Below are 12,610 nucleotides of genomic sequence, written 5' to 3' on the forward strand. Positions count from 1 at the left end.
ATCACAGCCCTCAACGCCATGGTCCGAGACAACAAATCGTGGAATCCGGCATCGATATGAAGCACGGTTGCTCATCCGACCGAGCTTCGCTCGGCCACCTTCTGCCACAAGGGGAGAAGGAAGAACCCCGGCATGACTCCGCCGCTAACCTGTGCTATGCGCCGCGCTTCATTTCGGGCACGATGCTGTATTCGGCCGCAAATCGCTTATATTGGCGCAACAATGACCCTTTCATTCGATCTTACCACCGAAGGCGCGCGTGACGCGTTGCGCACCCGCACGACGCCTGAAAAGCCGTCGCTGATCGGCTTGACGCGCGCCGAACTCGGGGCCGCCCTCGTCGCCGCCGGCATCGTGCCGGAGCGCCAGGCGAAAATGCGCGCCCAACAGCTCTGGCATTGGATCTATGTGCGCGGCGTTTCCGACTTTGCCGGCATGTTCAACATCTCCAAGGATCTGCGCGCCGCCCTCGACACGCATTTCACCGTTGCCAGGCCCGAGATCGTCGAGGAGCAGATTTCCTCCGACGGAACGCGCAAATGGCTGTTCCGCTTTCCGCCGCGCGGCGCTGGCCGGCCGGTCGAGATCGAGACCGTCTACATTCCCGAAGAAGGCCGCGGCACGCTCTGCATCTCCTCGCAGGTCGGCTGCACCCTGACCTGCTCCTTCTGCCACACCGGCACGCAAAAGCTGGTGCGCAACCTGACCGCCGAGGAAATCCTCGCCCAGCTTTTGACAGCCCGCGATCGGCTCGGCGATTTCCCCGACCGCGACACGCCCGACGGCGCCATCGTGCCGGCCGAGGGCAGGAAAGTGTCCAACGTCGTGATGATGGGCATGGGTGAGCCGCTCTACAATTTCGAGGCGGTGAAGAAGGCGCTGCTGATTGCATCCGACGGCGACGGGCTTTCCCTGTCGAAGAGGCGCATCACGCTGTCGACTTCCGGCGTCGTACCGGAGATCTTCCGCACCGGCGAAGAGATCGGCGTCATGCTGGCGATCTCACTGCACGCCACCAATGACGATCTGCGCGACCTTTTGGTGCCGATCAACAAGAAGTATCCGCTCAACGAGCTGATCGCTGCCTGTCGTGCCTATCCCGGCCTGTCCAACGCCAAGCGGATCACCTTCGAATATGTGATGCTGAAGGACGTCAATGATTCGATCGAAGACGCCAAGGCGCTGATCAAGCTGCTCAAGGGCATCCCGGCCAAGATCAATCTGATCCCGTTCAATCCGTGGCCGGGCACCAACTACCAGTGCTCGGACTGGGAGACGATCGAGAAATTCGCCGACTACATCAACAATGCCGGCTATGCCTCGCCGATCCGCACGCCACGCGGCCGCGACATCCTGGCCGCCTGCGGCCAGCTCAAGTCGGAGTCCGAGCGCATGCGGAAGGTCGACCGGCTGGCGCTGGAAGCGATGATGATCGCGGGGCATGGCGAGGCGTGAAATACCTCAGGCGATTGGCAGTGACTTTGCTCTGCTACGCCCTGGCTGCCTTCACCATGTCTCTGGTCTTTTTCCTGCTCGATGCACTGATGTGGTGGCGTGTTCCCGCTTTCCTGTCCACTCGAGATAGTTGGTCGCTGTTGCTGCTTGGAGCGATGATCGCAGGCATCTTTGGCGCACCGCTGGCAATCCCGATGGTCATTGCTTCCCAAGTTCTCGAGGCGAGACGCTGGATTCTTTTTGTCGTCGGGGGAGCTTTCGTTGGGACGTGCGTATTTGCGGTCTGGAAACTGCATCCGTCGGCACAGAGGCCACCGGACGTTGACGTGTTGGTGGCCCTAATCATTGCGGGAAGCTTGGCAGGAGCCGTCTATCGCCTGGTCGAGAGCCGGTTCCTGCAAATGCCCGGACAATTCGCGTGAACCGCCTCGTCGCCTATCTGATCCGCTTCGCCGTCATCCTTGTCGGCTACGGCGTTGCATCGCTGGCTGCCAGCGCCTTCCTCAACATCATGTTCCTGGCGTCTCTGGGGCTGATGACGGACGAGACACAGCCGGTAGCGCAGGCCTCGCTGTGGTTTTCCGTCCCCTTTGTCGCACTGTTCGTCGCCTATTTCGCCTTCATGCCGGCGGCCGTCGCCATCCTCGTCTCCGAGATTCTCGGCCGGCGCGACTGGCTGTTCTATGCGCTGGCGGGCGCAGCGGTGGCGGCGGTCTTCCTCGGCTTCGTGCGCCAGACAAAAGATGCCAATTTCGAGATCACCAACACCAGCGTCATGCTGGCGGTGATCGGCTGCGGTATGGTCGGCGGTATTTTCTACTGGCTGAGCGCCGGGCGCTCGGCCGGAAGCTGGCGTCAGATCGGACGCCCTATTTCGCCTGGGCCGTCAGGATCTTGAGCGCGAAGGCCGAAAAAACTCCGGCAAACAGATAGTCGACGACGCGGGTCACACGCGGGCTGGATTTCATCGCGGCCGAGAATTTTTCGGCCGCCAGCACCATCGGCGCCGTCACCGGGATCGCCAGCACGACGAACATCGCGCCGAGGAAGAACAGCTTTCCCGGCGCGTTGGGATCATGCGCGGAGACGAATTGCGGCAGGAAGGTCATGAAGAACAGGATGATCTTCGGGTTGAGCAGATTGACCCCGAGCCCCGCCGCCCAGCTGCGGAACAGCGAGATCTGCGGCCCGCTCTTCTTCTCCGGTGAAAACGCCGACCCTTTTGTGATCGCCTGCCATGCCAGGAAGACCAGATAGCCGGCGCCAAAAATCTTCAGCACGAAGAACGCCATCGGCGAGGCGACGATCAGCGCCGAGACGCCGACCACCACCAGTGTGGTGTGAATCAGCGTGCCGCACAAGGCGCCGGCCATCGAGGCAAAGCCGGTGGCGCGGCCCTGGCTCAGCGTGCGCGACACGAACAGCGTCATATCAGGCCCAGGCGTGATCGCCAGGATGAAGGTGGCGATGGAGAACTGGATAAGCGTCGTACTGTCGGGGATGAAGGACATGGTTCGTCTCGTAGCGGCAAAAAGACGGCGCAGCCATACCGCAAGAGCCGTGTCCTCGCCAGCCTCTGGGCGATACAGCATCTGGTCCAGGCATCGTTCGTCCCTTGCGCTGGCCTAAAATGGCGTGATACCTCGCCCGCGAAGAACCCCTGTCGCGGAACCGCCCACCATGTCGAAAGCAAAAGCCGTCAAGAAAGTCGTGCTCGCCTATTCCGGCGGCCTTGACACCTCGATCATCCTGAAATGGCTGCAGACCGAGCTCGGCGCCGAGGTCGTGACCTTCACCGCCGATCTAGGCCAGGGTGGCGAACTGGAGCCGGCCAGGCGCAAGGCCGAGATGATGGGCATCAAGGATATCCGCATCGTCGATGTCCGCGAGGAGTTCGTATCCGATTTCGTCTTCCCGATGTTCCGCGCCAACGCCGTCTATGAAGGCACATATCTGCTCGGCACCTCGATCGCCCGGCCGCTGATCTCGAAACATCTTGTCGAGATCGCAAAAGAGACCGGCGCCGATGCGATCGCCCATGGCGCCACCGGCAAAGGCAACGACCAGGTGCGTTTCGAGCTGTCGGCCTATGCGCTCAACCCCGACATCAAGGTCATCGCGCCGTGGCGCGATTGGTCGTTCAAGTCGCGGACCGATCTCATCAACTTCGCCGAGCAGCACCAGATCCCGGTGCCGAAGGACAAGAAGGGCGATGCGCCTTTCTCGGTCGACGCTAACCTGCTGCATTCGTCGTCCGAGGGCAAGGTGCTGGAAGACCCGTGGAGCGAGCCGCCGGAATTCGTCCACCAGCGCACCATCTCGCCGATGGATGCGCCGGATGAGGTCACCGAGATCGAGATCGAATTCCTCAAGGGCGACCCGGTTGCGCTCAACGGCAAGAAGCTGTCGCCGGCAACGATGCTGGCGGCGCTGAACGATCTCGGCCGCGACAACGGCATCGGCAGGCTCGACCTGGTCGAGAACCGTTTCGTCGGCATGAAATCGCGCGGCGTCTACGAGACCCCCGGCGGCACCATCCTGATCGCCGCCCATCGGGCGATCGAATCGATCACGCTCGACCGCGGTGCGGCCCACCTCAAGGACGAGTTCATGCCGCGCTATGCCGAGCTGATCTACAACGGCTTCTGGTTCGCGCCCGAGCGCCTGATGCTGCAGGCAATGATCGACAAGAGCCAGGAAGACGTCGAAGGCACCGTGCGGCTGAAGCTCTACAAGGGCAACGTCATGGTCACCGGCCGCAAGTCGAGGAAGACGCTCTATTCCGACGCGCTGGTCACCTTCGAGGACGACCGCGGCGCCTACGACCAGAAGGATGCCGAAGGCTTCATCCGCCTCAACGCGCTCAGGCTGAGGACACTGGCGGCGCGTAGTCGCAAGGGTTGATATTCCCAACAGGCCCAATGCTTAGATGAGTTAGGAACCCGGTGAGGACACCGGGTTTTATTTGGCGTCTCTAATGTAATAGAAGCCGCGATTTCAGATCGTTTCCTGTTTGACCTTTCCGTGATTTGATCTTACTTCTCTTGCGGGTCGGAGGGCTTTGACAGTGAAAAACAGACTTTTTCTTCTGCTTGCGGCGGTGGCCGTCTTTACCGCGGGTCAGTCCACGCAAGTCCCGGCGGGGCAAACATCCAAGTTCCATACTTGCAAAAGTTTTGACGGCCCCTTCCAGATTCCCGCTTCCCAGAAATGCCCGTTGAGCGGCTACGCGCAGGGTCCCAGAATCCCGACGGTCATCGGGGACAAGCCAAAAGCGGCTACCCCGGCGCCGCGGAATTCCAAATTCCGTACCTGCAAAAGTTTTGACGGCCCCTTCCAGATTCCCATTTCCCAGAAATGCCCGTTGAGCGGCTACGTGCATTATTGAGCGTGATGTGCCCAGGCGCTTGGCCACGCTTGGAGCTGGTTTCCTGCCCGCGTTGGCTGTCCTGGCGAACTTGGCCGTCGCCAAAGCCAACGATGACCCCCTCCCTCGACCTTCCCGCGCTGGTCGAGTGCAGGGCTGACGTTCCGACCTATAGTGGTTTTGCCCTTTGGCTGAGCGACCGCCCCGATGCGCCCGCAAAGCTCGGCTGGAACGACGTTTCTTCCGGCAATCCTTTCCTTAAGCAATATGAATTGCCGGCCCCGCTTCGCGTATTCGGGCGCGAAACGGCGTCCGTCGTCCTTACCGCGACCGGGCCGATGGCGGTGTTTGACGATGTTTCCGCGCCCGATCTCGCTCGAGCGCTCGGCGTCGCAGCGCAAACTCGACGCCGGAAAAATTCCTCGGCGAGAAGATCATTCTCGAGAGCAGCGAGGAAGCGGGCGGCATGACATTTTCCACGCGCATCGCGCTCAATGTCTCAACCGTTGATTCACATCCCGGCAAGGTGCTCGCCGGCTGCTCCTACGCGTTCGACGTGAAATAGAAAGTCCGGCGCTTGGCCGGGCTTTCTGTCGAATAGAGCAATTCCAGGAAAAGTGTGAAACGGTTCTCCGTCCGGAATTGCGTTAAGACAAAGCTCTAGAGGTCCCTGTCAGTCGGCATCGATCGCCGTGGCCATTCGGGCGATGGCCTGTTGATAGACGCTCGCGGAATTCCAGCCAGCGATTGCGCCCATATTCGCCTGCGCACTCGCGCCGGCCCGCCAACCATGACTCTTGAGGAAGTTGGCGGTGGAAGCCAACGCAGTGCTCTTGTCGCGCAGATTTTTGTTTCCGACACCATACGTCAAAACATTTCCGGGCAGGAACTGCGTGTGGCCAATCTCGCCATGCGCGGCACCGACCGACGAGGCGCTCAACGCTCCGCGATCAACCAGCTTCAGGGCCGCAATGGCATGCGGGTAGAAGAACTCCGGACGGCGACAGTCATAGGCCAGCGTTAAAATGGCGGAGACCGTATTCTGGTTGCCCATGGCGGAACCGAAGCCGGTCTCCATACCCCAGATGGCGAGCAACACGCCCGGCGACACGCCGTAATTCCGTTCGATCTTGTCGAACAGCGCAGCATTGGCCTTCTTCAGCGCACGGCCCCTGGCAATGATCGCGGACGCGCCACGGCGCTTCATGAAAGCTTCCACCGAGCCGCTGAAAGCCTTATGGATGGCGCGGTCGACGGAGATCGTCTTTGTCGCGTAGGTTGCGCGAGCCAGAGCGGCCAGACCCTTCGAGCCGACACCGTCGGCCTTCGCCTCCGCGGCGAACTCCGGTTTCCATGCCTCGAAGCCGGCGCCGCTCTTGCCACAGCTGGCCGCCGCCTGCGCGCCCGTCGCCAACGCGAGCACCGCCACCACCGTGGCCACTACAAACATCTTCCCCTTGGCAAGAAATGCCATGCTGCTCTCCTGGTTGCCTGAATCACGTTCCCAATTGCGAACTTGCCTGCGAAACACCTGCTTGTCACTGCCCCGGCGCCACGCCGATGCACTCAATACAGCAGGAACCTCAAATCCACCACACTGGCGGACGCCCGGGAATTTGCCTACGATCAAGTAATTATTGTGGCGGGGACAGAATAAGCATGGAAGACGTTGATGTCGTGATCATCGGCGCCGGTTCAGCCGGGCTTTCGGCTTCCAAGACCCTGCGCGCTGCCGGTTTTTCCTTCAAATTGTTGGAAGCGATGAACCGCATTGGCGGCCGCGCCTGGACCAGCGACCATCATTTCGGCGTGCCGTTCGACATCGGCTGCGCCTGGCTGCATGCCGCGGACCGCAATCCCTACTTTCCCGAGGCGAAGGCCGCTGCCTGGACGCTTCATCACCACGACATGAATGTCGATCATCTCTATTACCGTGAGCGAAAGGCAAGCGAAGCCGAGGAGGCGGCGATGAAGGTGGCCGACGCAAGGCTGTTCGAACTGGTGGCGGCACATCAGGTGAGGGAAGGCGACGACGACCGCCTTTCGGCATTGCTCGCCAAGGGACACGCGCCGCGCGCCGCCGCAACCTTCGCCGGGCCGATGGATTTCGGCGCCGACGAGGACGAGATATCGATCCGCGACTTTCAGGCCGCCGCCGATCTCGATCCGAACTATTTCACCAGGGAAGGCTTCGGTACGCTGGTTGCCCGCTTCGGTGCCGATGTGCCGGTGGAACTGTCGACGCCGGTGCGCAAGATCGTCTGGGATAGGCCGGGCGTAGCCTGCGTCACCGATCGCGGTACCATCTGCGCCAAGGCGGTCATCGTCACTGCCTCCCCGGCAGTGCTCGCCTTCGAGGAGATTGCGTTCTCGCCTGCACTCCCCGATGCGCATTTCGCCGCCTTCTTCGACCTGCCGATGGGCATGCTGACCAAGTTGCCGGTCGAAATATCCGGTACAAGACTCGGCCTGGAGCCGTTCGACGATTTGCTGATTGAGCGGTTGGCCCGGCACGACATCTACTTCCTCTGCTTTCCCTTCGACCTCGATTTGATGGTCGGTTTCGTCGGCGGCGATTTCGCTTGGGAGATGTCGGCGGCGGGCGAGGCAGCTGGCATCGACTTCGTCGTCGACCGGCTCTGCGGCATCTTTGGCGGCGACATACGAAAGCATGTCGGACGCGCAATGATGACCAATTGGGGCGCTGAGCGGTTCGTGCGCGGCGCCTATGCGGCGGCGCGGCCCGGCCGCTCGCAAGCGCGCGCCACGCTGATGCAGCCCGTGGCGGAAAAGATCTTCTTCGCCGGCGAGCATTTGGCCGGTCCGCTGATGCAGACCTGCGGCGGCGCCAGATTGTCGGGCGAGGCAGTGGCCAAGGAGGTCGTCGCCCAGCTTGCGGCAAAATAGCATCGGCCGGCAGGAACGTGGGCGGCTGACAGGCGTTTGGCGTTCTCCTGCTCGTATCGTCCTCCGCATTTCGAATGATTTGAGACGCCAATGAAGCTTTTCGACTGCCCGCATTGCGGCCACCGTCTCTATTTCGAGAACGCGCAATGCCTGAACTGCGCCAGCCTCGTGCTCTACGATCCCGAGCATGCGCGCTTCGCGCTGTCCGGCGCCGACGTCTTCCATTGCACCAATGCCGACGAATGCGCCTGCAACTGGATGGCGGAGCCCGGCCACGCCTTCTGCCGCGCCTGTGCGCTGAACCAGCTGATCCCGGATCTGTCGGTCGACGGCAACCGCCGCCGCTGGATCCGTGTCGAGGCGGCAAAGAAGCGTGCCGTCTATTCGCTGCTCGCCTTCGGCCTGCCGGTCGCACCCAAGCAGGAAGTTGGCGACGAGATCGGTCTCGCTTTCGATTTTCTTGCCGATCCGATCGGCGGCGGTCCGGGCGGCGAACGTATCCTGACCGGTCATGACAACGGCCGGATCACGCTCAACGTCGCCGAGGCGGATTCGGCAGAGCGCGAACGGCGGCGCGTCGAGATGGGCGAGAACTACCGCACGCTGCTCGGCCATTTCCGCCATGAGCTCGGCCATTATTACTGGGACCGCCTGATCCGCGACGATTCGCAAAAGCTTGCCGGTTTTCGCGCTTTGTTCGGCGACGAGCGCACCGGCTACGAACAGGCGCTGAAGACCTATTATGCCGATGGCGCGCCGCCCGACTGGCAGCAGCGCCATATCTCGGCCTATGCGACGTCGCACCCATGGGAGGACTGGGCCGAGACATGGGCGCATCACATGCACATCACCGACACGCTGGAGATGGTGCATGCCCTGAATTTCCCGCTCGGCCGGCTGGAAACCGTTGAAGCCAACGAGCTGCCGCGGGCCGATACCGGCGGCAAGCTGCAGCCGGCACCATCGGAACCCGCCTCCAGACCAGAGCCTTTCGAAAGGATTCTCGACCGCTGGCTGGTGCTGTCGGAGGCGTCCAACTCGATCAACCGCTGCATGGGCCTGCCCGATCTCTATCCCTTCGTCATCTCGGACGTGGCGGCGCAAAAACTTGCTTTTGTTCACGAGCTTTTAACCGACCTGCCGAAAACGACTGGAACAAATCGTGAGCCGGCCGAAGCCTTTTAGCCGGAACGCATGCGGCTTTGCTTCGTTTTCCGTGCCAAGGGACTGTGAAACGGAGAGAAGACCATGAAACGCATATTGTTTCCGGCGGTGGCCGGAGCGCTCATAGCGATGTCGGGCTCTGCATTGGCCGACACCGCCGTCTCGGCCATCACTGATCTCAATGTACGCGCCGGCCCCGGCCCGCAATATCCGGTGATCGGCGTGCTCGCGGCCGGCCAGTCGGCGACGCTCGACGGCTGCATCGCCAACAGCAAATGGTGCACTATCGCCGAGGCTAACGGCCAGGGCTGGGTCTATTCCGACTATGTGACGGCCGATTTCGGCGGCAGCCGTGTGGTCCTGACACAGCGTCCGGCCAGCGCCGACATTGCCGTCGTGATGCCGCCCGCCGATAGCGTCGAGTATTCCGACAGCTATACCGGAGCAATCGTCGCCGGCGAGGCGATCGAGCCTATCCGGAGACCGCCGGCCGAGATCCGTACCTATGTACGTACGCATCGGCTCGATCCGGTCTATCTCGAGGGCGAGGTGGTGACGGGCGCGACGTTGCCTGACACCGTCGAGCTGCGCGAGATTCCGGACTATGATTACCGCTACGTCTATGTGAACGGCCAGCCGGCACTGGTCGATCCGGGCAGCCGGCGTATCGTGTACGTCGTGCGCTGACGATACAAACAGGGCGGTCGCCCTGTAATGGCGGCCGCTCGCACTCCCGACATTGCCACAAGCCGGTATTGCCGCTGCAATACCGGTTTCCACATTGGGGCCGATGTTCTAGACCTTGCGAGCCGAAGCACCAGCCAGCGAGCCCGCGTGACGATCGACCCAACCGCCTTCCAACAGTACCGGCACACCGCTAACAACAAGACCACTTTGCCGCGGCTTCTGCTTGGAGCGGTGGTCGTCATCCTGTTCTGGCTCGGAACCACTGCCGCCGTGCTATTCGGCGGCACCTATGCCTTTGCCGTTTGGCAGGCATCGTCTGGCACCGCCCCGCCAGGTGGAGGAGCGGTGCAGGATTTCATGGCCTCTCCTGCGGGCATCCTCGCGGCGCTGGCTTCATTTGCCGGAATCTGGCTCGGCCTTTGGGCTGCCATGCGCTGGATCCATCGCGAGAAGCTGTCAGCCCTGATTGGCGTCAGCCGGCGCATTTCTTGGTCGGGGTTCCTGAAAGGACTGACCGCGGTGCTGATCACCTCGCTGCTTTCCGAGATCCTGCTTTATAGTTTGCAGCCCGACATCGCGCGCGGCGCGATCGGCCTGTCCGCGTGGCTTTCATTCCTGATCCCGATCGCCGCCCTGACCTTTCTGCAGACCTCGTCGGAGGAGATGCTGTTTCGCGGTTATCTGCTCAGGGGCCTGGCGAGCCGGTTCCAGAACCCTTTCATCTGGGCGCTGCTGCCGGGATTGCTGTTCACCTCCCTGCACTGGAGCCCAGGTTCGAGCGCTGCCATCAATGCCTGCGTGCTGGCCTCGATCGCCGCCTTTGCGCTGCTGCTGACGCTTCTGGTCTATGCAACCGGTAATCTCGGTGCCGGCTTTGGTGCCCATCTCGGTAACAATCTGACCGGCTTCCTGCTGATTTCGCACCAGCAAAGCTATAATTCCTTCGCCCTGTTCAACGCCAAGCCGCTCGAAGCCGCCGGCTGGACGACTTCAGACGCCGTCCTCATCGCTTCGATCGGCATCGTCAGCAGCCTGTTGACCGTTCTGCTGCTTTTACATCCGCGCTCACCGCTGAAGGTCGAGCCGGATATGGCGCGCGCCGGCAGCGTGCGCTGATGTGCATTGCCTGGTCGTCCCTGCTATTTGGCGCAAAGCTTGACCAAAGCTTGACTCTGCGGCCGATTTCCTGTCTACACGCCGCGAATTCCGCGACGAGTATTCCTCCGAGCAAACCGACCGGGACGCCGAAACCTCTTTGAGGTGAAGTGCTGTAAATCGATCCCGGAGGCCAACACCCGGCAGCGCTGTGCGCCCCCGGGTGCTTTTTGGCTTTGGGCTTTGCCCGGACCGGCTTTTGCTTGGACAGTTGGCGCGAACGCATTACCTCTCGGGCATCATCCGGGTGCCAGGGAAAAAGGAAAGAGAATGTTTGAATCGCTACAGGAACGTCTTGGTTCGATCCTGAACGGCCTCACCGGCCGCGGCGCCTTGTCGGAGGCTGATGTCTCGGCGGCGCTGCGCGAGGTGCGCCGTGCGTTGCTCGAGGCCGACGTGGCGCTGGAAGTGGTGCGTTCCTTCACCGACAAGGTGCGCGAGAAGGCCGTCGGCGCCGCCGTGGTCAAGTCGATCAAGCCCGGCCAGATGGTCGTCAAGATCGTCCATGACGAGCTGGTCGAGATGCTCGGCGCCGAGGGCGTCGCCATCGACCTCAATGCACCGGCTCCGGTCGTCATCATGATGGTCGGCTTGCAGGGTTCCGGCAAGACGACGACCTCGGCCAAGATCGCCAGGCGCCTCGCCGACCGTCAAAACAAGAAAGTCTTGATGGCCTCGCTCGACACGCGGCGTCCCGCCGCGCAAGAGCAGCTCCGCCAGCTCGGCGAGCAGGTCAAGGTCGCCACATTGCCGATCGTCGCCGGCCAGACGCCGGTCGATATCGCCCGCCGCGCCGTGCAGGCGGCCAAGCTCGGCGGCCATGACGTCGTCATCCTCGACACCGCCGGCCGCACCCATATCGACGAGCCGTTGATGGTCGAGATGGCCGACATCAAGAAGATGTCGTCGCCGCACGAGATCCTGCTGGTCGCCGATTCGCTGACCGGCCAGGACGCCGTCAATCTGGCAAAAAGCTTCGACGAGCGCGTCGGCATCACCGGCCTCGTGCTGACCCGCATGGACGGCGACGGCCGCGGTGGTGCGGCGCTCTCGATGCGCGCCGTCACCGGTAAGCCGATCAAGCTGATCGGCACCGGCGAAAAAATGGACGCGCTGGAGGAATTCCACCCCAAGCGCATCGCCGACCGCATCCTCGGCATGGGCGACATCGTCAGCCTCGTCGAAAAGGCGGCCGAGAACATCGACGCCGAACAGGCCGCGGCGATGGCCAGGAAGATGCAGTCGGGCAAGTTCGACCTGAACGACCTCGCCGGCCAGCTTCAGCAAATGTCGAAAATGGGTGGCATGGGTGGCATCATGGGCATGATGCCCGGCATGGGCAAGATGAAGGACCAGATGGCCGCCGCCGGGCTCGACGACAAGATGTTCGGTCGCCAGCTCGCCATCATCTCGTCGATGACCAAGGCCGAGCGCGCCAACCCCGATATTCTGAAGCACTCGCGCAAGAAGCGCATCGCCGCCGGCTCGGGTACCGACGCGGCCGAAATCAACAAACTGTTGAAGATGCATCGCGGCATGGCCGACATGATGAAGGCGATGGGCGGCAAGGGCAAAGGCGGCGGCCTGATGCGCGGCATGATGGGCGGCCTCGCTTCCAAGATGGGGCTCGGCGGCATGATGCCTGGCGGCGCAGGCGGCATGATGGGCGGCGGCATGCCGGACCTCTCCAAGATGGACCCCAAGCAGCTCGAAGCCTTGCAGAAGCAGGCCCAGGCGGCCGGGCTCGGCGGCATGAAGGGCCTGCCCGGTGGTCTTCCCGGTGGCGGTGGCCTGCCTGGGCTGCCCGGTGGCATGAAACTTCCCGGCCTGCCGGGCGGTGGCGGGCTGCCTGGCCTCGGCAAGAAGAAATGAGGG

Annotated in this window: 12 protein-coding genes; 10 read left to right on the top strand and 2 right to left on the bottom strand. The window is 62.3% G+C overall.

Features of this window, described 5'->3' with window-relative positions; translation table 11 throughout:
* Positions 1 to 222: 222 nt before the first annotated feature.
* The 3 genes from rlmN to NKI18_RS31310 are packed head-to-tail and all read left to right on the top strand — an operon-like array spanning position 223 to position 2,353.
* Positions 223 to 1,455 (top strand): dual-specificity RNA methyltransferase RlmN, encoded by a 1,233-nt coding sequence (gene rlmN / locus NKI18_RS31300; protein WP_352621553.1) that lies wholly within the window; start codon positions 223 to 225, stop codon positions 1,453 to 1,455.
* The gene (locus NKI18_RS31305; RefSeq protein WP_352470834.1) at positions 1,452 to 1,877 is read left to right on the top strand and encodes a hypothetical protein; all 426 of its coding nucleotides are present in this window, start codon (positions 1,452 to 1,454) and stop codon (positions 1,875 to 1,877) included. The genes rlmN and NKI18_RS31305 overlap by 4 nt, the downstream gene beginning before the upstream one ends.
* On the top strand, positions 1,874 to 2,353 hold the full coding sequence (locus NKI18_RS31310) for a hypothetical protein (RefSeq protein ID WP_352621555.1): 480 nt from the start codon (positions 1,874 to 1,876) through the stop codon (positions 2,351 to 2,353). Before NKI18_RS31305 ends, NKI18_RS31310 begins: the two co-directional genes overlap by 4 nt.
* On the opposite strand, the gene NKI18_RS31315 is transcribed toward NKI18_RS31310, so the two are convergent.
* Positions 2,325 to 2,966 carry a LysE family translocator gene (locus NKI18_RS31315; protein WP_352479689.1) on the bottom strand — a complete coding sequence of 214 codons (642 nt, stop codon included), beginning with the start codon at positions 2,964 to 2,966 and terminating at the stop codon, positions 2,325 to 2,327. The two genes, NKI18_RS31310 and NKI18_RS31315, sit on opposite strands and share 29 nt — an antisense overlap.
* 169 nt (positions 2,967 to 3,135) lie before the next feature.
* Here NKI18_RS31315 and NKI18_RS31320 point away from each other — a divergent pair, with 169 nt between their 5' ends.
* On the top strand, positions 3,136 to 4,359 hold the full coding sequence (locus NKI18_RS31320) for an argininosuccinate synthase (RefSeq protein WP_352697006.1): 1,224 nt from the start codon (positions 3,136 to 3,138) through the stop codon (positions 4,357 to 4,359).
* 163 nt (positions 4,360 to 4,522) lie between these two features.
* A complete protein-coding gene (locus NKI18_RS31325; protein ID WP_352621559.1) occupies positions 4,523 to 4,843 on the top strand; it encodes a hypothetical protein in 321 nt (106 codons plus the stop codon).
* Between the two features lie 652 nt (positions 4,844 to 5,495).
* Here NKI18_RS31325 and NKI18_RS31330 read toward each other — a convergent pair.
* Positions 5,496 to 6,296, bottom strand: coding sequence for a lytic murein transglycosylase (locus tag NKI18_RS31330; protein ID WP_352470839.1), 801 nt, complete (start codon positions 6,294 to 6,296; stop codon positions 5,496 to 5,498).
* Between the two features lie 185 nt (positions 6,297 to 6,481).
* Between NKI18_RS31330 and NKI18_RS31335 the strand changes: the two genes are divergently transcribed.
* From NKI18_RS31335 to ffh, 5 genes are all read left to right on the top strand, one after another.
* On the top strand, positions 6,482 to 7,729 hold the full coding sequence (locus NKI18_RS31335; protein ID WP_352621562.1) for a flavin monoamine oxidase family protein: 1,248 nt from the start codon (positions 6,482 to 6,484) through the stop codon (positions 7,727 to 7,729).
* A gap of 90 nt (positions 7,730 to 7,819) precedes the next feature.
* The gene (locus NKI18_RS31340; protein WP_352621564.1) at positions 7,820 to 8,914 is read left to right on the top strand and encodes a zinc-binding metallopeptidase family protein; all 1,095 of its coding nucleotides are present in this window, start codon (positions 7,820 to 7,822) and stop codon (positions 8,912 to 8,914) included.
* A 63-nt stretch (positions 8,915 to 8,977) separates the two neighbouring features.
* Positions 8,978 to 9,580 carry a DUF1236 domain-containing protein gene (locus NKI18_RS31345; protein WP_352621566.1) on the top strand — a complete coding sequence of 201 codons (603 nt, stop codon included), beginning with the start codon at positions 8,978 to 8,980 and terminating at the stop codon, positions 9,578 to 9,580.
* Between the two features lie 147 nt (positions 9,581 to 9,727).
* Positions 9,728 to 10,696 (top strand): CPBP family intramembrane glutamic endopeptidase, encoded by a 969-nt coding sequence (locus tag NKI18_RS31350; protein WP_352621568.1) that lies wholly within the window; start codon positions 9,728 to 9,730, stop codon positions 10,694 to 10,696.
* Between the two features lie 309 nt (positions 10,697 to 11,005).
* Entirely contained in the window at positions 11,006 to 12,607 is a 1,602-nt protein-coding gene (gene ffh, locus NKI18_RS31355; protein WP_353021746.1) for a signal recognition particle protein, read from the top strand.
* The last annotated feature ends 3 nt before the right edge of the window (positions 12,608 to 12,610 follow it).

Source organism: Mesorhizobium sp. M0800, assembly GCF_040320095.1.
GTDB lineage: Bacteria > Pseudomonadota > Alphaproteobacteria > Rhizobiales > Rhizobiaceae > Mesorhizobium.

What these genes read in the sequence shown, in the direction of transcription:
- NKI18_RS31345 (WP_352621566.1), top strand. Translation starts at nt 8,978, where the DNA reads ATGAAACGCATATTGTTTCCGGCGGTGGCCGGAGCGCTCATAGCGATG.
- NKI18_RS31330 (WP_352470839.1), bottom strand. Translation starts at nt 6,296, where the DNA reads ATGGCATTTCTTGCCAAGGGGAAGATGTTTGTAGTGGCCACGGTGGTG.
- rlmN (WP_352621553.1), top strand. Translation starts at nt 223, where the DNA reads ATGACCCTTTCATTCGATCTTACCACCGAAGGCGCGCGTGACGCGTTG.
- NKI18_RS31335 (WP_352621562.1), top strand. Translation starts at nt 6,482, where the DNA reads ATGGAAGACGTTGATGTCGTGATCATCGGCGCCGGTTCAGCCGGGCTT.
- ffh (WP_353021746.1), top strand. Translation starts at nt 11,006, where the DNA reads ATGTTTGAATCGCTACAGGAACGTCTTGGTTCGATCCTGAACGGCCTC.
- NKI18_RS31315 (WP_352479689.1), bottom strand. Translation starts at nt 2,966, where the DNA reads ATGTCCTTCATCCCCGACAGTACGACGCTTATCCAGTTCTCCATCGCC.
- NKI18_RS31320 (WP_352697006.1), top strand. Translation starts at nt 3,136, where the DNA reads ATGTCGAAAGCAAAAGCCGTCAAGAAAGTCGTGCTCGCCTATTCCGGC.
- NKI18_RS31340 (WP_352621564.1), top strand. Translation starts at nt 7,820, where the DNA reads ATGAAGCTTTTCGACTGCCCGCATTGCGGCCACCGTCTCTATTTCGAG.